The 20,952-nt window shown below is 72.3% G+C and carries 21 protein-coding genes and 1 tRNA gene; 15 read left to right on the forward strand and 7 right to left on the reverse strand.

From position 1 onward, the window contains the following. Window positions 1-71 precede the first annotated feature (71 nt). Together AB0B86_RS12890 and AB0B86_RS12895 are read left to right on the forward strand one after the other, a co-directional pair. Complete coding sequence (locus AB0B86_RS12890; protein WP_357417859.1) at window positions 72-461, forward strand: hypothetical protein; 390 nt, start codon at window positions 72-74, stop codon at window positions 459-461. Between the two features lie 26 nt (window positions 462-487). Continuing rightward, on the forward strand, window positions 488-892 hold the full coding sequence (locus AB0B86_RS12895) for a YjbQ family protein (protein ID WP_357405896.1): 405 nt from the start codon (window positions 488-490) through the stop codon (window positions 890-892). A 128-nt stretch (window positions 893-1,020) separates the two neighbouring features. Here the strand turns inward: AB0B86_RS12895 and AB0B86_RS12900 are convergent, their stop codons facing one another. Then, window positions 1,021-1,803, reverse strand: coding sequence for a helix-turn-helix domain-containing protein (locus tag AB0B86_RS12900; RefSeq protein WP_357405897.1), 783 nt, complete (start codon window positions 1,801-1,803; stop codon window positions 1,021-1,023). Window positions 1,804-2,032: 229 nt separating this feature from the next. On the opposite strand from AB0B86_RS12900, the gene AB0B86_RS12905 reads away from it, so the two are divergent. From AB0B86_RS12905 to AB0B86_RS12925, 5 genes are all read left to right on the forward strand, one after another. Next, window positions 2,033-4,030 (forward strand): MFS transporter, encoded by a 1,998-nt coding sequence (locus AB0B86_RS12905; protein ID WP_357417861.1) that lies wholly within the window; start codon window positions 2,033-2,035, stop codon window positions 4,028-4,030. 51 nt (window positions 4,031-4,081) lie between these two features. Next, window positions 4,082-6,598: a thiamine pyrophosphate-dependent enzyme gene (locus tag AB0B86_RS12910; RefSeq protein ID WP_357417863.1), complete on the forward strand. Its 2,517-nt coding sequence runs from the start codon at window positions 4,082-4,084 to the stop codon at window positions 6,596-6,598. A gap of 112 nt (window positions 6,599-6,710) precedes the next feature. Further along, window positions 6,711-7,148: a DUF3052 domain-containing protein gene (locus tag AB0B86_RS12915; RefSeq protein ID WP_007463483.1), complete on the forward strand. Its 438-nt coding sequence runs from the start codon at window positions 6,711-6,713 to the stop codon at window positions 7,146-7,148. Window positions 7,149-7,234: 86 nt separating this feature from the next. After that, window positions 7,235-7,699: a peroxiredoxin gene (locus tag AB0B86_RS12920; RefSeq protein WP_357417865.1), complete on the forward strand. Its 465-nt coding sequence runs from the start codon at window positions 7,235-7,237 to the stop codon at window positions 7,697-7,699. Window positions 7,700-7,775: 76 nt separating this feature from the next. Beyond that, window positions 7,776-7,847: transfer RNA gene (locus AB0B86_RS12925), tRNA-Val, on the forward strand. A gap of 67 nt (window positions 7,848-7,914) precedes the next feature. Here AB0B86_RS12925 and AB0B86_RS12930 read toward each other — a convergent pair. After that, on the reverse strand, window positions 7,915-9,360 hold the full coding sequence (locus AB0B86_RS12930; RefSeq protein ID WP_357405906.1) for an RICIN domain-containing protein: 1,446 nt from the start codon (window positions 9,358-9,360) through the stop codon (window positions 7,915-7,917). 196 nt (window positions 9,361-9,556) lie between these two features. Between AB0B86_RS12930 and AB0B86_RS12935 the strand changes: the two genes are divergently transcribed. After that, window positions 9,557-10,396 carry an alpha/beta hydrolase gene (locus AB0B86_RS12935; protein ID WP_357417867.1) on the forward strand — a complete coding sequence of 280 codons (840 nt, stop codon included), beginning with the start codon at window positions 9,557-9,559 and terminating at the stop codon, window positions 10,394-10,396. Window positions 10,397-10,947: 551 nt separating this feature from the next. Here AB0B86_RS12935 and AB0B86_RS12940 read toward each other — a convergent pair. Genes AB0B86_RS12940 through AB0B86_RS12950 form a run of 3 tightly spaced genes read right to left on the reverse strand, consistent with a single transcriptional unit; the run spans window position 10,948 to window position 12,446 of the window. After that, on the reverse strand, window positions 10,948-11,349 hold the full coding sequence (locus AB0B86_RS12940; protein ID WP_357417869.1) for a hypothetical protein: 402 nt from the start codon (window positions 11,347-11,349) through the stop codon (window positions 10,948-10,950). Next, complete coding sequence (locus tag AB0B86_RS12945) at window positions 11,349-11,840, reverse strand: hypothetical protein (protein ID WP_357417871.1); 492 nt, start codon at window positions 11,838-11,840, stop codon at window positions 11,349-11,351. Before AB0B86_RS12945 ends, AB0B86_RS12940 begins: the two co-directional genes overlap by 1 nt. Before the next feature lie 15 nt (window positions 11,841-11,855). Further along, window positions 11,856-12,446, reverse strand: coding sequence for a TetR/AcrR family transcriptional regulator (locus AB0B86_RS12950; protein ID WP_357417874.1), 591 nt, complete (start codon window positions 12,444-12,446; stop codon window positions 11,856-11,858). Between the two features lie 88 nt (window positions 12,447-12,534). Here AB0B86_RS12950 and AB0B86_RS12955 point away from each other — a divergent pair, with 88 nt between their 5' ends. The 3 genes from AB0B86_RS12955 to AB0B86_RS12965 are packed head-to-tail and all read left to right on the forward strand — an operon-like array spanning window position 12,535 to window position 13,788. Beyond that, window positions 12,535-12,978, forward strand: a complete 444-nt coding sequence (locus tag AB0B86_RS12955) for a nuclear transport factor 2 family protein (RefSeq protein WP_357405916.1) — start codon at window positions 12,535-12,537, stop codon at window positions 12,976-12,978. Further along, window positions 12,975-13,178: a heavy metal-associated domain-containing protein gene (locus AB0B86_RS12960; RefSeq protein ID WP_357405918.1), complete on the forward strand. Its 204-nt coding sequence runs from the start codon at window positions 12,975-12,977 to the stop codon at window positions 13,176-13,178. Before AB0B86_RS12955 ends, AB0B86_RS12960 begins: the two co-directional genes overlap by 4 nt. A 58-nt stretch (window positions 13,179-13,236) precedes the next feature. After that, on the forward strand, window positions 13,237-13,788 hold the full coding sequence (locus AB0B86_RS12965; protein WP_357405920.1) for a DinB family protein: 552 nt from the start codon (window positions 13,237-13,239) through the stop codon (window positions 13,786-13,788). Between the two features lie 75 nt (window positions 13,789-13,863). Here the strand turns inward: AB0B86_RS12965 and AB0B86_RS12970 are convergent, their stop codons facing one another. Then, window positions 13,864-14,604, reverse strand: coding sequence for an SDR family oxidoreductase (locus tag AB0B86_RS12970; RefSeq protein WP_357405922.1), 741 nt, complete (start codon window positions 14,602-14,604; stop codon window positions 13,864-13,866). 168 nt (window positions 14,605-14,772) lie between these two features. On the opposite strand from AB0B86_RS12970, the gene AB0B86_RS12975 reads away from it, so the two are divergent. After that, entirely contained in the window at window positions 14,773-15,255 is a 483-nt protein-coding gene (locus AB0B86_RS12975) for an N-acetyltransferase (RefSeq protein ID WP_357417877.1), read from the forward strand. Window positions 15,256-15,335: 80 nt separating this feature from the next. Further along, entirely contained in the window at window positions 15,336-16,478 is a 1,143-nt protein-coding gene (locus tag AB0B86_RS12980; protein WP_357405926.1) for a polysaccharide pyruvyl transferase family protein, read from the forward strand. A gap of 8 nt (window positions 16,479-16,486) precedes the next feature. On the opposite strand, the gene AB0B86_RS12985 is transcribed toward AB0B86_RS12980, so the two are convergent. Next, window positions 16,487-16,693: a hypothetical protein gene (locus AB0B86_RS12985; RefSeq protein WP_357405927.1), complete on the reverse strand. Its 207-nt coding sequence runs from the start codon at window positions 16,691-16,693 to the stop codon at window positions 16,487-16,489. Between the two features lie 82 nt (window positions 16,694-16,775). On the opposite strand from AB0B86_RS12985, the gene AB0B86_RS12990 reads away from it, so the two are divergent. After that, window positions 16,776-17,294 carry a DinB family protein gene (locus AB0B86_RS12990; RefSeq protein WP_357405929.1) on the forward strand — a complete coding sequence of 173 codons (519 nt, stop codon included), beginning with the start codon at window positions 16,776-16,778 and terminating at the stop codon, window positions 17,292-17,294. A 204-nt stretch (window positions 17,295-17,498) separates the two neighbouring features. After that, complete coding sequence (locus AB0B86_RS12995; protein WP_357417880.1) at window positions 17,499-20,906, forward strand: DEAD/DEAH box helicase; 3,408 nt, start codon at window positions 17,499-17,501, stop codon at window positions 20,904-20,906. Window positions 20,907-20,952: the final 46 nt, after the last annotated feature.

A 20,952-nucleotide genomic window follows, 5' to 3' on the forward strand; every position in this document is an offset into this window, starting at 1 on the left:
CACAGGTACTCGCCGGTAACTTAGCGCTACCGAACGCTTCGGGCCTTGTTCGAGCCTCCTACCGTGACGGCATGAACGGGCGACGAGTGGTTGTCGGCGGTGCGCTCCTGGCGGTCGGGATGCTCGCGGCGATCCCCGGAACCTGGGTACTGCTGTCGGGTGATCCCGCCGTACTCCCGGTGGTGATCTTCGGCTTGACCGCCGTGGCGTTCGGCGCGGTCCAGGCACGCGGCGGCCTGCGGGCTCCGGCCGCCGGGCGGGCCGGGCCGCTACCCGGTCAACGCCGCAGGCACGCCGGCACCTACAGTCCGCCGACCTACTACGGCACGGACACGGGCGGGTACTTGTCGGACGGTGGCTCGTCCGACGGCGGCGGTTGGTCCGGCGGTGGCGGGGACTCGGGTGGCGGTGGTTGGTCCGGCGGTGGCGGCGACTCCGGTGGCGGTGGCGGCGGCTCCTGACCCGCAGCTGCGGCAGAATGCGACGTATGCGCAGCGACGTGATCACTGTCCAGACCGGGTCCCGCCCGACCGTGCGGGACATCACCGCAGAGGCCCAGCAGTTCGTCTCCAGCGAGGGCGACGGCCTGCTGCACGTCTTCGTGCCGCACGCCACCGCCGGACTGGCGATCATCGAAACCGGGTCAGGCTCCGACGACGATCTGATCGGCGCGCTTAACGACCTGCTGCCCACTACTGATCGCTGGCGACACCGGCACGGCTCGCCCGGCCACGGCCGCGACCACGTGCTGCCGGCGTTCGTCCCCCCATACGCCACACTGCCGGTGCTCGGCGGACGGCTGGCGCTCGGCACCTGGCAGTCCATCTGCCTTGTCGACACCAATGGCGACAACCCCACCCGCCAGGTCCGCTTCTCGTTCCTCCCCGGCTGAGCGCGCCTCGCGCCACGATCGTGCTCGATCCTGGTTGTGGTGGTATCGGGCGTACCGGAGGCCACAACAACCAGGATGTTGCGGCGCGCGAGTCTCGCCCGCCCTTGATTCCTGCCTCGGCCCTGGATTCAGCCTTCGCCGAGCATCCGGCGCAGCTCGCCGGGCGGGTGGTCCAGGTGGGCGCGCAGCGTCCGGGTCAGGTGCGCCTGGTCGGCGAAGCCCAACTCGGTGGCCAACGCGGCCAGACTCGGTGCCCCCTCGGCCAGTCGGTCCAGTGCCCGGCCCACCCGCAGTCGGTTGCGGTAGCGGGTCAGCGGAACCCCGACCAACGCCTGGAACGACCGGCTCAGCCGGTACGGGGACACGCCGATCGAGCGCGCCAGAGGCACCAGTCCGTCGGTGTGCGGCCCACCGTCGTGCAGCGCCGAGCGGGCTGCCTCCACCACCGGCCGGTCCCGCTGGGGTGCGTCCGCGGCCGGGCCGGTCGCCGCGCCCACCAGGCGGACCAGCCGCTCGGCAGCGGCGAACCCCGCGTCACCGCGCCGCGCTGCCTTCACCAACAGCCGATGGGCCAGGTCGATCCGGGCGTCCAGGTGCACCACCGCCGGTGCCGACCGGCCGGTGAGCAACTCCCGCCACAGCCGGCTTGAGACGTGCACCGAGGTGCATTCGTCGCCGCCGGACGGGTGGGCGAACTGCTCCTCCTCGCCCGGCGCCGTCACATAGCCCATCGTCGGGTCGACGTACTCCTCGCCGCCGCGACCGCGTCGGCGGAAGCCGCCGCGTCGGGCCAGCACGATGCCGTACGCGGTGGCCGGCTCGGGACGCGACCAGCCGGTGTGGTCGTCGCGGCAGCGCACCGCGTGAACCGCGAAGTCCGGTTCGCGCACGAGGGTGCGGCTGGCGAGCATGCCAGCCAGGGTAGGCGCGCACCCCGACCGGCCGCCGCCCTCCAACCGCCGCGTGTCGTCGCGTCACACGGGTCGCGCCGCACGGGTCGCGCCGCACGGGTCGCGTCGCACGGGTCGCGCCGCACGGGTCGCGCCGCACGGGGCGCGCGCTCCAAGATCGCGCGCTGCGCGGGCGTGCGCCGCAAGGATCGTCAAGACGGGTGGCCCCGGCGGCGGCAGGGTGGCCGGCATGACGACCACTACCGGGCCGAGTCGCCGCGCGCCGCTCCTCGTGCTGCTCACCGGGCAGGCGATGGCCTCCATGGACACCTCGATCGCGGCGGTCGCCGCTCCTACGATCAGGGCCGACCTGTCCGGCCCGCCCGCGCTTACCCAACTGGTGCTGGCCGGCTACACGTTGGCCTTCGCCGTGCTGGTGGTCACGGGTGCGCGGCTCGGTGCCCGGCACGGGCCGGCACGGGTCTTCCTGCTCGGCCTGACCGGGTTCACAGTCGCCTCGCTGGCCTGCGGTCTGGCTTTCGGTCCGGTGACGCTGATCGTCGCCCGGGTCGTGCAGGGCGCCACCGCCGCGCTGATGGTGCCGCAGGTCCTCGCACTGATCCAGGCCACGTACACGGGCGCGGCCCGGGGGAGGGCGCTCGGGGCGTACTCGATGATTCTGGCGCTCGGAGTCGCGGCCGGGCAGGTTGCCGGCGGGCTCCTGGTCACGCTGGACGCCGGTGGCCTCGCCTGGCGGACCGCCTTCCTGGTCAACGTGCCGGTCGGCGCGGTGCTGCTGGTGGTCGGCCGGCGGGTGCTGGCCGCCGTGGCGACGCCGCCGGTCCGGCCCGCCGCGCTCGACCTGCCGGGGGTGCTGCTGTTGGCCGCCGCCATGCTCACCCTTGTCGCGCCCGCGGTGCTCGCTCGGGATCTCGGCTGGCCCGGTTGGACGGTGCCGGCCGGAGTGGGTGTGGGCGCGGTCGGGTTCGGTCTCTTCCTGCGCCACGAGACCCGGCTGACCCGGCGTGGCGGCGCGTCACTCCTGGACGTCGCGGTGCTGGCGCGGGCCGGCGTCCCGGCCGGTCTGCTCGCCGGATGTCTGGTGATGGGCTGCTACGCCGGCTTCCTGTTCACCCTCACCCTGCGGTTGCAGGACGGGCTCGGCTTCTCCGCGCTCGCGGCCGGCCTGGCCTTCCTCCCGTACGCCGGAGGGTTCGCGCTCTGCGGGCTGGCGGTGCCCCTGCTGCCTGGGTGGCTGCGCGGCGCGCTTCCGCTGCTCGGCCCGCCGGTGCTGGCCGCCGTGGTGGTGGCGGTCGCCGTGCTCACCCGCCAGGGCTGGCCGTGGCTGCCGGGCAGCCTGCTGCTGGTGGTGGGTGGCGCCGCGCACGCCAGCGGGTTCAGCCCGCTGATCGACAGGCTCGCGGCGGCGTTGCCTGCCAGCGCCGCCACGGCGTTCTCCGCGATGATCTCCACTGGCACCCTGCTCGCCGCGGTGCTCGGGGTGGCCGCGATCGGCGGCGTCGAACTGGCCCTGCCGGGCACCCCGGCCGCTGCCTTGTTGACAAGCGGCCTGCTGGTGGCCGCCCTCGTCGCGGCCGGCCGGTGCGCCCACGTGCTACGCCCCGCTGGCGTGCCGCCTGCCGGCGCGCCGACCGCCGATTCGCCGTCCCCTGGGCCCGCCCCGGTCGATCGCGGCGCGAAGGGCGTCGCCCCTGGGGTGGCGTGCGGGAGGCTGATCGCTGACCGGCGCCGTGCGTACGATGTGGCGGTGACGCAGGAGGTGCGTTCGGCAGCAGGTGCAGCTGTGGACCGGGCTTGCCTCGCCGACGATGTGGTGCGCCGGATGGCGCAGGTCACCACCGCGCTGCGACACCGGCAGGGTGCCGCGTTCGCCGAGTTGGGGCTCACCCCCGCCGCGGCTCGGGCGTTGCACGAGCTGGACCCGGACCGCCCACTGCCGGCCCGCGATCTCGCCGAGCGGTTGGGCTGCGACCGGTCGAACGTGACGATGCTCGTGGACAAGCTGGAGCAGGCCGGGCTGGTCCAGCGGCACACCGGCCCGACGGACCGTCGGCAGAAGACGTTGGTGGTGACCCGGGAAGGTCGCGGCGTACGGGACCGGGTGACCGAGGTGATGTCCGACTCCCGACTGCTGTCCGGGCTGACCGACGGGGAGCTGAGCACCCTTCGTGACCTGGTGCGGAAGCTGCCCGGCGGGGACTGTCCGGAGCCCTTCGGGCCGGAATGAGGCGATCCGCGCCGACCGTGTCCCACTGGGCGACCAGGGCTCTCGTCGGTAATGCTGTCCCTCGTGACAACCCCGCAAGATCTCGACGACCGGTTCCGGGAGACGCTGGCGGCGCTGCCCGCCGTGGCGCGGAGGCGTGACCCCGCCGACCCGGTCAGCGACGATGCCCCGCTGACCGGCGCGCAGGTGCTCGACCTGTTCGACGCGCAGGTGACCAGTCGGCAGCTCGACCTGGCCGGCCGTTGGCTGCGCAGCTTCGGGGAGGGCTTCTACACGATCGGTTCGGCCGGTCACGAGGGCAACGCCGCGGTCGCCGCCGCGCTGCGCCCCACCGATCCGGCGCTGCTGCACTACCGATCCGGGGCCTTCTACTGCGTCCGGGCCGCACAGGCCGTCGCCGGCCCGGCATCGACCGCCGACCCGGAGTCGCCCAAGTCCGTGCCGCAGGGGTCCGTGCCGCCCGGTTCCGTGTCGCCCGACCCCGCCCAGCCGACCGAGCGGTCGACCGACCCTGAGCGGCTGGATGACCCTGAGCGATCGACCGACCCGGAGCCGACCGACCTTCAGCCCACCGGGGCCGAGCCGCCCATCGGCGGGTTTGCGCCGTACGCGGACGCGGCCCGGGACGTGCTGCGCGGAATGGTCGCCTCCAGCCAGGAACCGATCGCCGGCGGCCGGCACAAGGTGTTCGGCCGGGCCGATCTGGCCATCGTGCCGACCACCTCCACCATCGCCTCGCATCTGCCCCGCGCCGTCGGGATGGGACTGGCCGTGGAGCGGCTACGCCGGCTGGACAGCGCCGGGCGGCGTACCGGGGCCGGGGCGCGGGTCGGCAGTGGGTCGGCGGCCCCGTGGCCACCGGACGCGATAGTGGTGTGTTCGTTCGGCGACGCCTCGGTCAACCATGCCAGCGCCACCGCCGCGTTCAACACCGCCGGCTGGTACGACCACGCCGGGCTGCGCATCCCGGTGCTCTTCGTCTGCGAGGACAACGGGCTGGGCATCAGTGTCCGCTCACCCGAGGGCTGGGTCGAGGCGACCCTGCGGGCCAGGCCGGGCATCCGCTACTTCAGCGCGGACGGGGCCGACCCGGTGCGGACGTACGAGGTGGCGGCGGAGGCTGCCGCCTGGGTGCGCCGCAACCGGCGGCCGGCAGTGCTGCACCTGCGCACGGTACGGCTGATGGGACACGCCGGGGCGGACGCGGAGTCGGCGTACCGTGCCCCGGCCGAGCTGACCGAGGACCTGGAGCGGGACCCGGTGGTCGCCACCGCGCGGCTGCTCGTCGACGCCGGGGTGGCCACCGGCGAGGAGCTGCTGGCCCGCTACGACGAGACCGGTTGGCAGGTACGCCGGTTGGCCGAGGAGGTGCTGGGCGAGCCGAAACTGGCCTCCGCGGCCGACGTGGTGTCGGCGCTGGCACCCCGCCGTCCGGTGCGCGTGGCGCGGGCGGTGGCCGACGCCGCGGCGCAGGCCAGCGGGCCGGGTGCCGGTGCACGGGCGGAGGCGTTCGGGGGCAAGCCGCCGGAGCTGGCCGGACCGATGACCCTGGCGCAGAGCATCAACGCGGCGCTCGCCGACGGGATGCTCGACCACCCGCAGATGGCGGTCTTCGGCGAGGACGTGGCCGCCAAGGGCGGTGTGTACGGGGTGACGAAGGGCCTTCGTGACCGGTTCGGGGCGGCCCGGGTGTTCGACACGTTGCTCGACGAGACGTCGGTTCTGGGGTTGGGGCTGGGCGCGGGCCTGGCCGGGATGCTGCCGGTGCCGGAGATCCAGTATCTGGCGTACCTGCACAACGCGGAGGACCAGCTGCGCGGCGAGGCGGCCACCATGCAGTTCTTCTCGCGGGGGGCGTTCCGAAACCCGATGGTGGTCCGGGTGGCCGGGCTGGCGTACCAGGAGGGGTTCGGCGGCCACTTCCACAACGACAACTCGGTGGCCGTACTCCGGGATGTGCCCGGTCTGGTTGTCGCGGTGCCGGCGCGGCCGGACGACGCGGCGCCCATGCTGCGGACCTGCCTGGCCAGCGCGGCAGTGGACGGCAGCGTCTGCGTGTTCGTGGAGCCGATCGCGCTCTACCATACCCGCGATCTGTACGCCGACGGTGACGGAGAGTGGATGGCCGGCTACCCCGAGCCGGGGGCGTGGGTCGCCGGGCACGTGCCGATCGGCCGGGCCCGGGTCTACCGGGTCGGCTCGGCCGACGACCTGACCATCATCACCTTCGGTAACGGGGTGCGGATGTCGCTGCGGGCCGCGGCGGCCCTCGCCGAGGAGGGGGTGGGCACCCGGGTGGTGGACCTGCGCTGGCTGGCGCCGCTGCCGGTGGCCGACATCATCCGGGAGTCCTCGGCGACCGGCCGGGTGCTGGTGGTGGACGAGACGCGCCGCTCCGGCGGGGTGGGGGAGGGAGTCATCGCCGCCCTGGTCGACGCCGGATATGTCGGTGCCGCGCGGCGCGTGGCGGCAGTTGACTCGTTTGTACCATTAGGTCCGGCAGCACGTCAGGTTCTGGTCTCCGCGGAAGCCATTACCGACGGTGCCCGTACGCTGCTGGCACGGTAAATTCCGTTCCACCCGGTGCGCCACTTGCGCGCGGACGCACAACTGTGTGGACTTTGCCTGACGGCGTCGCACCGACGCCGCGAGCAGGGACGAGATGAGGAGGCACGCGACAGTGAGCGCGACCGCTGGTCAGGCCGCCGACGGGGTACGCAGCCTGGCGGACCGGTTCGGGATCGAACCGGGGATGGTCGTCATGGAGATGGGGTACGACGACGACGTCGACCAGGATCTCCGGGACGCCCTGACCGACCGCTGTGGAGATCTGGTCGACGAGGACACCGACGAGGTGGTCGACGCGGTGCTGGTCTGGTACCGCGACGGCGACGGTGACCTCTTCGAACTTCTCGTCGACGCCCTCGGCCCGCTGGCCGACAACGGGGTCGTGTGGCTACTCACCCCCAAGGCGGGGCGGGACGGGCACGTTGAGCCGAGCGAGGTCGCGGAGTCAGCGCCCACCGCCGGTCTTCAGCAGACCTCGACAGTCAACGCCGGCCGGGACTGGAGCGGGGCACGGCTGGTGCTGCGCCGAGGGGCCAAGGCCAAGAAGTAGCCCGCGCCGCTTCGCCGGCCCGGCGGCCCGCACCGTCGGGTGGCAGGCTGGTGCCGTTTCCCGACTCGACCCCCAGGAGAGTACGCATGCCCATCGAGGTTGGTGCCGAGGCGCCGGACTTTGTGCTGAAGGACCAGAACAACCAGGAGGTCCGACTCTCGGACTTCCGGGGCAGGCGCACGGTCCTGCTGGTCTTCTACCCGCTCGCCTTCACCGGCACCTGCCAGGGTGAGCTGTGTGAGGTACGGGACAACCTCGACGCGTACGTGAACGACGACGTGCAGGTGTTGACGGCGAGCGTCGACTCGGTCTACAGCCACAAGATCTGGGCCGACCGGGAGGGTTACCAGTTCCCGATGCTTGCCGACTTCTGGCCGCACGGCGGCGTCGCGCAGGCGTACGGGGTCTTCAACGACACTTCCGGCGTCGCCAACCGGGGCACCTTCGTCATCGACAAGGCCGGCATCATCCGCTTCGCCGAGATGAACGGCCCGGGCGAGGCCCGCGACCAGCAGGCCTGGCGCAAGGCCATCGCCGAAGCGGCCGGCTGACCGGAGTACGCCGTGCGCCGGGGCCGGCGGCGAACAAGGTAAGCTTGCCAGCCACCGGCCCGCCGCAGGGCGATCCGGGCGCGTAGCTCAGTGGGAGAGCACTCGCCTTACAAGCGAGGGGTCGCAGGTTCGAAACCTGCCGCGCCCACCTTCAACTGTGGTGCCCTCCTGGGGCACACCTCATGGTCGGGTGCTCGGTACCCGTGCCGGCGGGTTCAGGACTGGGTGCGGGTCCACTGCTGGTTGGTGCCGCTTCCGCAGGTGTACTGGGTGATGTCGGTGCCGTCTGCGGTGCCGCCGCTCACCACGTCCAGGCACTTGCCGCTGTGCCGGGCGCGCAGCTGGTAGTAGTTGCCGGTGGCGACCCACTGCCACTGCTGGTTGGTGCCCCCGCCGCAGCTGTACTGGATGACGTTGGCGTTGTTGGCGGTCGAGGCGTCGGCGACGTCGAGGCATTTGCCGCTGTTCTGGTTGACGATCCGGAAGTAGCCGCTGCCGGCGTCGCGGAACTCCCACTTCTGGTTCGCGCCGCCGTTCCAGGACCATTGCTTGACTTCGGCGTTGTCGGTGACGGCCCTGTCCAGCACGTCCACCACCTTGCCGCTGTTGCGGTTGGTGATGCGGTAGTAGGCCGGCGCCTGCCCGGTGACGGTGCCTGCGGCGGCGTCGATGGTGATGGTGGGATACCAGGTCAGGCTCATGGTCGTGGCGGAGGGGAAGTCGATGGGCAACCACACGTACTGGGAGTCGTTTACCGGCCCGCCCCAGGCGCCGGCCCAGCGGTCGCCGAGGTAGAGGTAGCTCGTCGTCGACGTGCCCTGGATGGGGAGCACGAAGGCCGACTGGGAGCGGAAGGTGGTCGAGTCGCCGACGTTTGTCATGCCGGTCCACGGACCGGAGATGCTGGACGCCGTGGCGTACCTGGCCTGGTTCGGGCTCCAACCGGTAAGGCCCGAGGTGAGCAGGAAGTAGGTGCTACCGCGCTTGAACAGGGCCGGTGCCTCACGGTTGCCGTCGTTCCAGAAGTTGCCGACAAGCGTGGCCACGGTGAGGTAGTCGGCGGTGAGGCGGTAGATGAGCAGGTCGCGGTTCTCGTCGCCGGCGGAGATCATGTAGGCCGTACCGCCGTCGTTGTAGAGCGTGATGTCCCGCGACATGTTTCCCAGCGGCCGGAAGCTGCCGTGGTAGGTGTAGCTGCCGTCCACGGTGGCCGAGGAGGCGACGGCGGCCCTGGCCTCGCCGTAGTCGCTGCCGTTCTCCTTGTGCATCCACATCACGTACCGGTTGGTGCTGGCGTTGTAGACGACCTTCGGCCGCTCGATGTTTGCCGACTGCAGTTCCGCCGCCGACGACTGGGTCAGCACGTTGTTGCGGAACTCCCAGTCGCGCAGGTTGGTGGAGCGGTAGACGGAGACGGCCCGGAAGGTGTTGTTGGCGTTCCGGTTCTCACCGAACCAGTAGTAGTAGTCGCCGACCTTGAGCACCCCACCGCCGTGCGCGTGCAGCAGGTTGCCGGTGGTGTCGGTGAACTGCGTGCCGTTGGGGATCGTGACCGGTGCGGCCTGGGCCGGGGCGGCGGCCATGGTGGTGACCGCCACGATCGCCGTTCCGACCAGGGTGAGCGCTGCCACCAGGGATGGAAGCCATCTGTTGCGTCTCACTACGTTCGTCCTTCCGTGGGCGGGCGGCGACGGCCGCCGGCATCGGAGCGACACCCTCGGACTCCGGTGCGATCCTCCGAATCAATTCGTTCATCAATGTACATCTATCGTTATCGTCAACGACCTGGTCCGCCGGGCTGGTGCCGTTGAGGGTTCGCGGACGAGGTTCTGTGCGGCAGTGGTGCAGGATGCAGCGGTGACGTCGATCTACCGGACTCCCGAGGGCAGAGACACCATCGGCCGGTGGTGTGCGCAGCAGTTCGACGCGTGGGCGATCCCGCACGAGCGACGCGTCATCCGGGCCCACGGCCACGACACGCACCTCCTCACCGCCGGCGCGGGCCCGGTGACGGTCGTCCTTGTCGCCGGTGACCGCTTCAGCCCGGCGGCCTACCTGCCGCTGCTCACCGCCCTGGCGCGGCAGTACCGGGTGGCCGCCGCCGACATCCCGGGCCAGCCGGGGCTGAGTTCCGACGCGGCGGACGTCGCCGGTGGCGGGCTCACCTGGTACGGCGCATGGCTGAACGCCGTCGTCGAGGAAGCCACCACCGGTCCGGTCGTGTTGTTCGGGCACTCGTTCGGTGGCGCGGTGACGCTCGCCGCCGAGCACCCCCGGGTCAGCGGGACTGTCGCGGTGGCACCCGGAGGACTGTGCCGGCTCACTGTCACCCCTCGTGTCCTGCTGGCGTTCCTGGGTTGGCTGGTACGGCCACGGGCCGCGTCGAGCCTCCGGTTGCTGCGGCTCCTGTCCGCACCCGGCCGCACGCCCCGCGCCGAGTTGGTGGAGTGGATGACGCTCGTCGCCCGACACACCCGCCCGGTGAGTGCCGACGATCTCGTGCCGGCGGCGACTCGCACGGTGCCGGTCGTGATCGCGAGCGGACAGCACGACGTGTTCCTACCCCCGGACCGATTGCGGTCGGCGGCCGAGCAGCGACTTCAGCTCGACGTCGACATCATCCCCGCCGCCGGTCACCTGGTCACCGACGAGCACCCCGACACGCTCGCCGCCCTGGTGGGCCGGTTTGTCGACTGATCTGGCACCCTCTCGTAGTCGACCCGGTGCCGCCATGGCTGGGGAACAGCGGCATCGCGTACCCAATCGACGGGCTCCCGTTCGTCGGCGCGGAGCAGGCGCATGGCCGTCGGGTCCGCGAAGCGACCGGGAGCGATCAGGCCGTCCGCCGCCGCGCGGCCCTGGCAGACGAGCACCGCCGTACGGCTCGCGGCTCGCGTCTTCGGCATCGCTCGCGCTCCTGTCCGTGTCCCGGCATCGGCTCTGCGTGCCGACCGTACCGCCGCGCGGAGCCGGTGGGCCGCGATCATCACTTGACCGCGCCGGATAGCCTTCGCGGCTATGGGCGCGATCAAGCCGTGGCATCTCGCGATTCTCAGTCTCTGTTGTCTGCTTCCCTTCGCGGCGGCCGTCGCCGGTGGAGTCTGGGCCGTACGCCGAAGTCGCAGTCGACGCTGAGTCGCGGCGGCGGTGGATCCCGGCCGCGGCACCGCCCCGGGCGGCGACTTCTCCCGCCTCAGCGACTGCCCGGGCGACACGTCGAGGGTGTCCCGAGCACCCACCTGGCCGCGCTACTCAGGTCCCGGGGCGACGAGCGCGAAGTGTCGCGAGAACTCGACAGCTTCGTCCAGGTGGAGGGTGGCAACCGGCGACTCGGCAAGCGGTGGGGTGTCCGGGCGGACTGCGAAACGGGTCCGTACCAGCGTGTCATCCGGACCCTCCTCGTCGATGGCCACCAGCTCGGGAGGCGTGCCCGGACGACCGGTGCCCGACGCGGTCCAGCGGTATCGCAACTCCAACTCGCCGTCCTCGACGCACGTCCAGGTCAGTTGGCTTATCGATGCGCCACCGGCGGCATTGGCCCACGCGCTCCAGCCGGTGCCGTCAGTCCGGAGACACACCCAGCTGGATTCCATCGCTCCGTAGTCGTAGGGGCCGCTGTCCCACAGCCCGACGAGGCGACCGTCCCGCATCAGAGGCTGCCCAGGTTGAGCCGTAGGGCGTGCATGGCCACCTCCTCGAACGAGGTGTCGAACAGCTCGACGCTCACGTCGTCGGCGAGGACCTCGACGAGGTCTTCGTGGCAGACCACGAGGAAGTGGCGTAGCTGCCCCCAGCGCGAGGAGGTCTGGTCCGGGAACCGCACCCGGTTCTGCGCCGCCAACCGGCCGGGCCACGGCGACCCCTGCACCTCGTAGCACCCGTACTCCCAGTCGGGGTGGTAGAGCGGGTGACCGGGCAGTGCCTCGTCATTCGGATAGCCGAAGAGCGCCTGCGCGTAACCGGCGAAGGTTGCCATCGCCACGCGGTGCGGTTGCTCGGTGGCGAAGACGAGCCGGCAGCTCCGCTCGTCTGTCAGCAGCAGCTCGGCCGACCCGGAGGGCGACGGGATCACGCCCAGATCCAGCCGGACCACGTGTGGCGTCACCTGCCGATGGTAGCCCTCGTCATCGTCGTCGTTCACTGTGGAACCTGCGGTTCAGCTTTCCGGGCGCAGCGCCCGGAGCAGGACGGTGCGTAGCGCGTCGGCGGCTTCGCCCGGCGGCATCCGGCCGGCGTCCACCTCCTCGCCGGCGGCGTGCCCAATCTTGATGGTGACCGCGGCGAGCCATTCGGCCGGCAGTTCGTTGTCGAACTCGCCGCTGGCCTGACCACGCCGGATCACTCGGCTGATCCGGTCGGCGATCGGCGCGTGGCGATCCTGGTCGGCCTGCGGGCTCACCGGGACCGACGCGATCTGCTGGACGAGGGCCGGGTGGCGTCCCGCGATCCCGCTGCCGGCCCGCAGGACGCGGATCAGCGCCTCCGCTGCCGGTCCGCTGTCCGGCTCGGCGGCGTCCATGGCGGCGACTGCCTCGTCGGTGATCCGATCGACGACTGCCGCCAGCAGGTGTTCGCGCGACGGGAAGTGGGCGTAGACGGTCTGCCGGGTCACCCCGGCGGCACTGGCGATGGCGTCGAGGCTGGCGTCCGGCTGTGCGTCGAGCAGACGCAGTGCCGCGTCGACGATCGCGCTGTTGTTGCGGCGGGCGTCGGCACGGCGGTGGTGGCGGTCCGCAGAACCACTCATCTTTTACACCTTGCCAAGGTTTCTCGGATGTCGATATATTACAGACCGTAAAGTTTTGTTCGGAGATCACGGGCTGGCGGTGGGTAGTATGCGCGCTCTCGATGGCACCGATCCCAGGCAGTTCATCGCCGACTTCTTCACCTCCTTCATGGCCGACCTGGTCCGCGGCGACGAAGACACGGCGCTTGTCGTCGACAGGTACCACACGCCGGACATCGTGCAGATCGCCGATGGCAGCCGGATGGATCGCGCCAAGCTCATCGCGCACGCCCGGCCGGCGCAGAAACACCAACCCGACGCCAGGTGGGAGGTGCACGAGGCGCTTGCCGACGGCGACCGGATCGCCGCCCGCTACACCCTGCACTTCCAGAACCGGAAGCGGGAGGGCAGCGTGGAGGTGCACTTCTTCGGGGAGTTCGCCGACGACGGGCGGATGCGGCGGGCGCACCTGCTCACCCGGACCCTTCCCGTCCGGCCCACCTCGGCACCACCACCGCCGGAAGCGCCCGCCGACGGCCAGGTCCCGGCATGACCGTCGGCGTCTACCGCGTGGCGGGCATGGCGTGCGGCCACTGTGAACGCTTCGTCACCGAGCAGATCGAACGAATCCCCGGCGTCACAGGCGTAGCCGTCGATGTCGAACTCGACACCGTCACGGTGACGAGCGACCGACCTCTCGACGTCGGCGAGGTGCGCGCCGCCGTCGAGGAAGCCGGCTACGAACTTCCCTGACGCGGCCCGAAAACGGCCACCTGGTCCGGCTCCGGTCGGCCCACTAACCTCGACCACCATGACCAACTCCGACGAGCACGGTCACCCCGAACCGCCGATCGCGGGCGACGAGACCGCCACCCTGTTGGGCTCCCTGGACCGCCAGCGCGCCACCCTGGCCTGGAAGACCGGCGGGCTCGACGCCGCCGGTCTGCGGGCCACGCTCGGCCCGTCGTCGATCACCCTGGGCGGGCTGCTCAAGCACCTGGCCCTCGTCGAGGACCTCTACTTCTCGCTCAAGCTGGCCGGGCGCTCACCCGGACCACCGTGGGAGACGGTCGACTGGGACGCCAACCCGGGCTGGGAGTGGCGCACGGCCGCCGAGGACACCCCCGAGCAGCTCTACACGCTGTGGCGGGAGGCTGTGGCCCGCTCCCGGGCCACCGTCACCGAACTGCTCGCCGACGGCGGCCCGGAGCAGTTGGCCCGGGGCGGGTGGCCCGACGGTCGGGTGCCCAGCCTGCGCCGGGTCCTTGTCGACCTCATCGAGGAGTACGCGCGACACGTCGGGCACGCCGACCTGATCCGGGAGTCGGTGGACGGGCTCACCGGCGAGGACCCGCCCCGCTGACGGTTCACGCCCGCTCGGCGGGACATGATTCAGGGGCGGCACCGCCGGCGGCTGCGGCGGCGCCGCCCGGGTTCGTCAGGTGGTGAAGCCACCGTCCACATTGATGAGCGCGCCGGTCACGTAGCCGGCCTCGGGGCTGGCCAGGTGCGCGACGGTGGCGGCGATGTCGGCGGGACGCGCGTAGCGGCCGACGGCGGTGAATCCGCTGATGGCTGCCGCGTCCGGTCCGTCCGCCGGGTTGGCGTCGGTGTCCGTCGGCCCGGGGTTGACCAGGTTCACGGTGATGTCCCGTGGACCCAGCTCGCGGGCCAGGCCCCGGGTCAGCCCGACCAGAGCGGTCTTGCTCATCGAGTAGAGCGTCAGCCCGGGAAAGACGGTCCGTTCACTGACGATGCTGCCGATGCTGATGATCCGTCCACCTTCGCTCAGGTGCCGCAGCGCCGCCTGCACGGCGACGTACGGTGCCCGGATGTTCACCGCGATCGTCTGCTCCACCTCTGCCGTGCCGAGTTCGCCCACGGCACCGACCAGGAAGACCGCCGCGTTGTTCACCAGGATGTCCAGCCCACCCAGTTCGGCGGCCACCCGGTCCACCGCCCCCCGTACGGCACTCGGGTCGGCGCCGTCGGCCCGGAGAGCCAGCGCCCGCCGGCCCAGCGCCTCGATCTGCCGCACCACTGTCGCGGCGCGCTCCGCGTCCTGCCGGTAGGTAAGCGCCACGTCGGCCCCGTCCTGGGCCAGGCGGAGGGCGATGCCGGCCCCGATGCCGCGGGAGCCACCGGTCACCAGGGCGACCTTGTCCTTCAGTGTTCTCATGTAAACGATCATGTAGCCGCGCCGACCTCGCCGTCTGGCGGCGATCGGACCCCTCGTTCCCACTCCCAGGTCCGATACCCGCGCGCCCGCCGACCCGCGCTGACTGGCGAACCGGATGGCGTACCCGGGTGGGATCTGCTGAACTCGGCGACGACGAAGGGAGGCTCGGTGGCTGAGCTGACGCTGACGCCGACGACGGAGCAGGAGCTGACCCGCCTGCTGGGGCCGCTGCAGCAGGGGTACGCCGAGGACCTGGCGGCCCACCGGGGGATGACCCCGGACGCGGCCCTCGAACGGGCGGTCACCCAGATCCGGGAGTTGCTGCCGGCCGGCGCGGCCACCGACGGGGTCGTGCTGCGGGCGGCCCGGGTCGGCGAGACCGAGGTCGGCTGGATCTGGGTGACACTGCCGACGCCGGCCGCGCCGAACCAGGCGTGGATCCACAACATCGAGGTGCACGAGGAGCATCGGGGACGCGGGTACGCACGGCGGATGATTCAGCTCATCGAGGTCGAACTCGCCCACCTCGGCGTGCCCGAGCTGGGTCTGAACGTCTTCGGTACGAACACCGTGGCGATCGGCCTCTACCGCAGTCTGGGCTTCGAGGTCACCGCGCAGCAGATGGCGAAGCGCATCGACCCGACGGGCTGAGCCGGGACGGTCCCCCCGGCAGGACTGTTCACCTCCCCAGCGGGAAACCGGCGCGGACCGCACCTGGGGAGGAGCGACGGATGACGCACGGTGCCGGACTGACCATCGGTGTGCTCGGCTCGTACGGTGGGCGAAACCTCGGCGACGAGGCCATCCTCACCGGCCTGCTCACCGATCTGCGGACGCAGGAGCCGAACGCCCGGATCATCGTCTTCTCCCGTAACCCGGAGCACACCCGGGCCGCGCACCCGGACGTCGAGGCGGTGCCCTGGGAGGGCGTCAGCCGTACCGACTCGGCCCTGGTCCTGGCCCAGCTCGACCTGCTCATCCTCGGCGGCGGCGGGATCCTCTACGACCGGGAGGCCCGCCGTTACCTGCGGGTGGTCCGGGTCGCCCAGGAGCGCGGCCTGCCCCTGATCACGTACGCGGTGGGGGTCGGGCCGCTCAGCGACGCGGTGGACACCGGCATGGTCCGGGAGACGCTGGCCAGCGCCACCCAGGTGACGGTCCGGGACCAGGAGTCCCGGATGGTGCTCGAGGAGGCCGGCCTGCTCAACCCGATCACGGTCACCGCCGACCCGGCGTTCCTGTTGCAGCCGGAGGACTTCCCGGCCCACCTGCTGGCCGAGGAGGGTGTGCCGGTCGGTAAGCGGTTGGTCGGGATCAGTGTGCGGGAGCCGGGGCGGGCCGCCGAACGGCTCGACGTGGACGGCTACCACCGGCTGCTGGCCCAGATCGGCGACTTCCTTGTCCACCGGATCGACGCGTACGTGCTGTTCGTGCCGATGGAACGCGACGACATCCGGCACGCCCACGGGGTGCTCTCGCACATGGTGGCCGCCGATCACGGCCGGATCCTGCACGGCACGTACTCGCCGCAGCAGGTGCTCGGGCTGATGCGCCACTTCGACCTGGCCGTCGGCATGCGCCTGCACTTCCTGATCTTCGCGGCGATGGTCGGCACACCGTTCCTGCCCCTGCCGTACGCCGGCAAGGTCTTCGACCTGGCCCAGCGACTCGGCGTGCCGGCACTACGCGGCGTGGAGCGGGAGGTCGAGGGGCCGCTGCTGGCCGAGGTCGACCGGCTCTGGGACGAGCGGGAGCAACGCGCGGAGGCCACCGCCCGGCGGGTGGCGGAGGTGTGCGAGCAGGCGCGGGGCACCTCGGAAGTCACCCGCGGTGTGCTGGAGGGCCTACGCAGCCAGGCGCTCACCCGGGTCTGAGTGGACGCTCACACCGCGGGGCCGGTCCACCGGTACCGCCACTCGCTGGCTTCCTCGTGAGCGCTCTCCAACTCGTAGATCTGTGCCTCCGCCAACCCACCCGGGCCGAGGTGGTGGTGGGTGAGCGGCGGACGGCCGTTGCTGTCCAGTTCGACGGTGATGGTCTGCCCGTCCGCCGTGCCGCCGACGAGCAGGATCCGTACGGATGAAGCCATGCGCCCATCCTGCCCGTCGGGCCGCCCGCTCGCAGCGGATAGCGGGGCAGCGGGCGACCCGACCCGTGGCTAGGGTCGGCGGATGGAGCAGACGATCGATCCGACGCTCGGTCCGGTGCTCGCCCGCACCGGTGACGAGCGCGCAGTGCTTGACGCGTTTCTCGACTTCCACCGCAGTGTGCTGCTGCGCAAGCTGCGCGGCCTCTCCGACGCCGACGCCGGCCGGCGGCTGGTGCCCTCGGCGACCACGCTCGCCGGGCTGGTCAAGCACCTGACCCTGGTCGAGCGGAACTGGTTCCCGACTCTGCTGGCCCCTGAGCCGGGCGACGTCTACCTCACTTCGGAGGAGGACGCGCTGGCGAGCTTCACGCTCGGCGACCAGGACACCGTCGCCGGGCTCGTCGAGGCGTACGAGGGGGCCTGCGCCCGGTCCCGGGCGGTCGCCGCGAGCTTCGACCTCGACCATGTGGTGCCGCACCCGCAGCTCGGCGAGGTGTCGGTGCGCTGGATCCTGGTGCACATGATCGAGGAGACGGCCCGACACGCGGGTCACGCCGACATCCTGCGCGAGCTGACCGACGGCGAGGCCGGGGCGCTCTGACCCGTCGCGGCCACCCCAGTCGGCCGCGATGCAACGATCCGCTTGATCAATTGATGAAAAGCAGGCCCCAGAGCCCGTCCAGACCTACTTTTCAGCAAATGATCACCGCAGGGCCAACCACGACACGTGGTGGCCCTGGTGGGCGTGGGTCGTTACCCGCCAGGGCCGCCTATCCTGGGCGCGGGCGGCGACGAGGGGGAGCAGGTGTTTGTCATCCACGGGCTGTGGCTGCCCGGCGACGGCTCGACCGGCGGGCTCGCCGTCTGGGCCGAGGACAGCGCCGCGCCGCCCCCGCCGACTCGCCCCGGCCGGCCGCCCCGGGTGCGCCCGCATCCCTTCGCGGCCGGGCACGCCGACCTGGCCGCCGTCCTCGCTGACGCCGCCGAACCCGCCCGCCCGGACACCGTGCTGCTCACCCTGCCCACCCGGGCGGGCGCACCGACCGACTCACCCGAGCTGATCCGGACCGCCGTCGCGCCCCCGGTCCGCGGCCGGCTCACCCTGGCCGGTTGGCGGGTGCCCGTGCTGGTGTACGCCCCGGACGACGCCCTCCTGCTGCTGCGCCACCTGGAAGAACTGCCGGCCCTGGCCGGGGCGACCCTGCGTCACCTCGCCGGGTTGGCTGACTTCGCCGCCGACCTGGTGACCCGTGGCCGCGTGCTGCCCGGTGTCCGCACGACAGTGGGTTCCCAACTGCCCGGCGCTGCCGCCCCGGTGCCGGCGGGCGCTGCTGCCCCGGTGCCGGCGTGGGCGGTCTGGCGACCGCTGCTGACCGGTACCGACGCCGGTTGGGCGCGGTCGCTCGCGCTGGCCCTGCCACCGGCCGCCCGAGCCGCAGTCGTGCAGCCCACGCCGACCACCGCCCCAGCGGCCACCGCGTCAGCGACGGCGGTGCCGGCAGCCGCCGCGTCACCGGCTGTCGCCCCGGCGGCCAGCACCTCGGTGACGGCCACCGGGCCGGACGGGGTCGAGCTGACGGCTGCCGCGCTTGTCACGGAGGCGCTCGACGCGCTCACCGACGCCGCCGCACGGGCTGCTCTGGCGACCACCACGCTGGCTCGGGGGCTGCGCCCAGGTGGTCCGGCGCCGGCCTGGTTGGCCGCGCTCGCCGGCCCTCGACGCGACTTCACCATCGAACCGGCCGCCCTGGCCACTCTCCAGGCCGAGCTGGACGTCTGGCAGCGCGACGCCGCCGGTGGCCCGGTGCGGGCCAGCTTCCGGCTCGTGGAACCGGCTCCCGACGAGGTCACCGAACCCATCCTGGCCACCCGCCCGGTACCGGGCGACGGCGTGCCAACGGCGGCGGGAGCGGGCAGCATGCCGGTGGCGGGGCCCGGGTCGGGCAGCATGCCGGCGGCAGCAGCAGTAGCGGGGCCGACGTCGGGGTCGGGGTCGGACAGCGGGCCGGTGGTGGCGGGGAGCCCTCCGGTGCCGGTCGAGTCGGTCGGTGCCGGGCGTTGGCGGCTGGAGTTCGGATTGCAGGCGGCCGACGAACCCGGCCTGCACGTCGACGCCGGGCAGATCTGGCGGGCGCCGCAGACGCTCGGCGGCCTGGCCGGCCGGACGACAAGCCCGCAGGAGACGCTGCTCGCCGAGCTGGGCCGGGCCAGCCGGCTCTGGCCGGACCTGGACGCCGCGCTGCGTACCGCCGCTCCGGAGGCGATGGAACTCGACGTTGAGGGGGCGCACCGGTTCCTCAGCGAGGGCGCCCCGGTGCTGCACGCCGCTGGTTTCGGGGTGCTGTTGCCGTCGTGGTGGCAGCGCCCGTCGGCGCGGCTCGGCGCCCGGCTCCGGGCCCGCAGCCGCACCGCGCCAGGCACTGTGGGTGGTACCGATGCCGGTGTCGGCCTGGATGCCCTTGTCGACTACCGCTGGGAGATCGCCCTCGGTGACCAGCCGCTCTCCGCCGAGGAGTTGGCGGCGCTGGCCGAGCTGAAGACCCCGCTGGTGCGGCTGCGCGGCAGGTGGGTCGAGCTGGACCCGGGGCGGCTCGCGGCCGGTCTGCGGCTGCTCCGCTCGGCCGGCGAGCTGACCGTCGCCGATCTGCTCCGTCTCGGGTTGGCCGACGGCGACGCCACCGGTGCGCTGCCGGTGCTGGAGGTGAGCGCCGACGGGGCGCTCGGTGACCTGCTCGCCGGTGCGGTGGAGCGCCGACTCACCCCACTGGACCCGCCGCCGAGCTTCCAGGGCACGCTGCGGCCGTACCAGCAGCGCGGACTGGCCTGGCTGGCGTTCCTGCGCTCGCTCGGCCTGGGTGGCGTGCTCGCCGACGACATGGGGCTGGGCAAGACCGTGCAGCTGCTCGCACTGCTCGCCGGGGATCCGCCGGAGGCCGGGCCGACCCTCCTGGTCTGCCCGATGTCGCTTGTCGGCAACTGGCAGCGGGAGGCGGCCCGCTTCACGCCGACGTTGCGGGTGCACGTACACCATGGGGCGGAGCGGGCGCGGGGGGCGGAGTTCACAGCGGCCGCGCACGGCGCGGACCTGGTCCTGACCACCTACTCGGTGGCGGCCCGCGACGCCGTCGACCTGGCCAGCATCGACTGGCACCGGGTGGTGGTGGACGAGGCGCAGGCGATCAAGAACGCGTCGACCCGGCAGGCCGAGGCGGTCCGCGCGCTGCCCGCGCGGCAGCGGGTGGCGGTGACCGGTACGCCTGTGGAGAACCGGCTCGCCGACCTGTGGTCGATCATGCAGTTCGCCAACCCGGGGCTGCTCGGCCCGGCGGCGACGTTCCGCAAGCGGTTCGCCGAGCCGATCGAGCGCAACGGCGACGCCGAGGCCGCCGAACGGCTGCGCCGGATCACCGGCCCGTTCGTGTTGCGCCGGCTCAAGACCGACTCGTCGATCATCTCGGACCTGCCGGAGAAGCTGGAGATGGAGGTGCTCTGCAACCTCACCGCCGAGCAGGCCGCCCTCTACCGGGTGGTGGTCGACGACATGCTGGCCCGGATCGAGTCCAGCGACGGCATCGAGCGACGCGGGCTGGTGCTTGCCACCATGACCCGGCTCAAGCAGGTCTGCAACCACCCGGCCCAACTGCTGCGCGACGGCTCGCCGCTGGAGGGCCGCTCCGGCAAGCTGGCCCGGCTCACCGAGATCATGGAGGAGGTGCTGGCGGCGGGGGAGCGGGCACTGCTGTTCACCCAGTACGCCGAGTTCGGCGCGATGCTGCGCGGTCACCTGTCGGCGCGGTTCGGCCGGGAGGTGCTGTTCCTGCACGGCGGCCTCGGCAAGGCCGAACGGGACGCCCTGGTGCAGCGCTTCCAGTCGGCCGACGGTCCGTCGCTGTTCGTCCTGTCCCTCAAGGCCGGTGGCACCGGGCTCACCCTGACCGCCGCGAACCACGTGGTGCACGTGGACCGGTGGTGGAACCCGGCGGTGGAGGACCAGGCCACCGACCGGGCGTTCCGGATCGGGCAGCGCCGCCGGGTGCAGGTGCGCAAGTTCGTCTGCGCCGGCACTGTGGAGGAGAAGGTGGCCGCGATGATCGCCGACAAGCGCAGTCTGGCCGAGCGGGTGGTCGGCACCGGCGAGCAGTGGATCACCGAGCTGTCCACCGGCCAGTTGCGTGACCTGTTCGCCCTGGAAGCCGGAGCGGTGGTGGAGTAGTGCGCGAGCCAACCAGCGGACCCCGCAGCGTGCCGTCCCGTGCCGG

Origin of the sequence: Micromonospora sp. NPDC049047 (assembly GCF_040649135.1) — a bacterium.
GTDB lineage: Bacteria > Actinomycetota > Actinomycetes > Mycobacteriales > Micromonosporaceae > Micromonospora.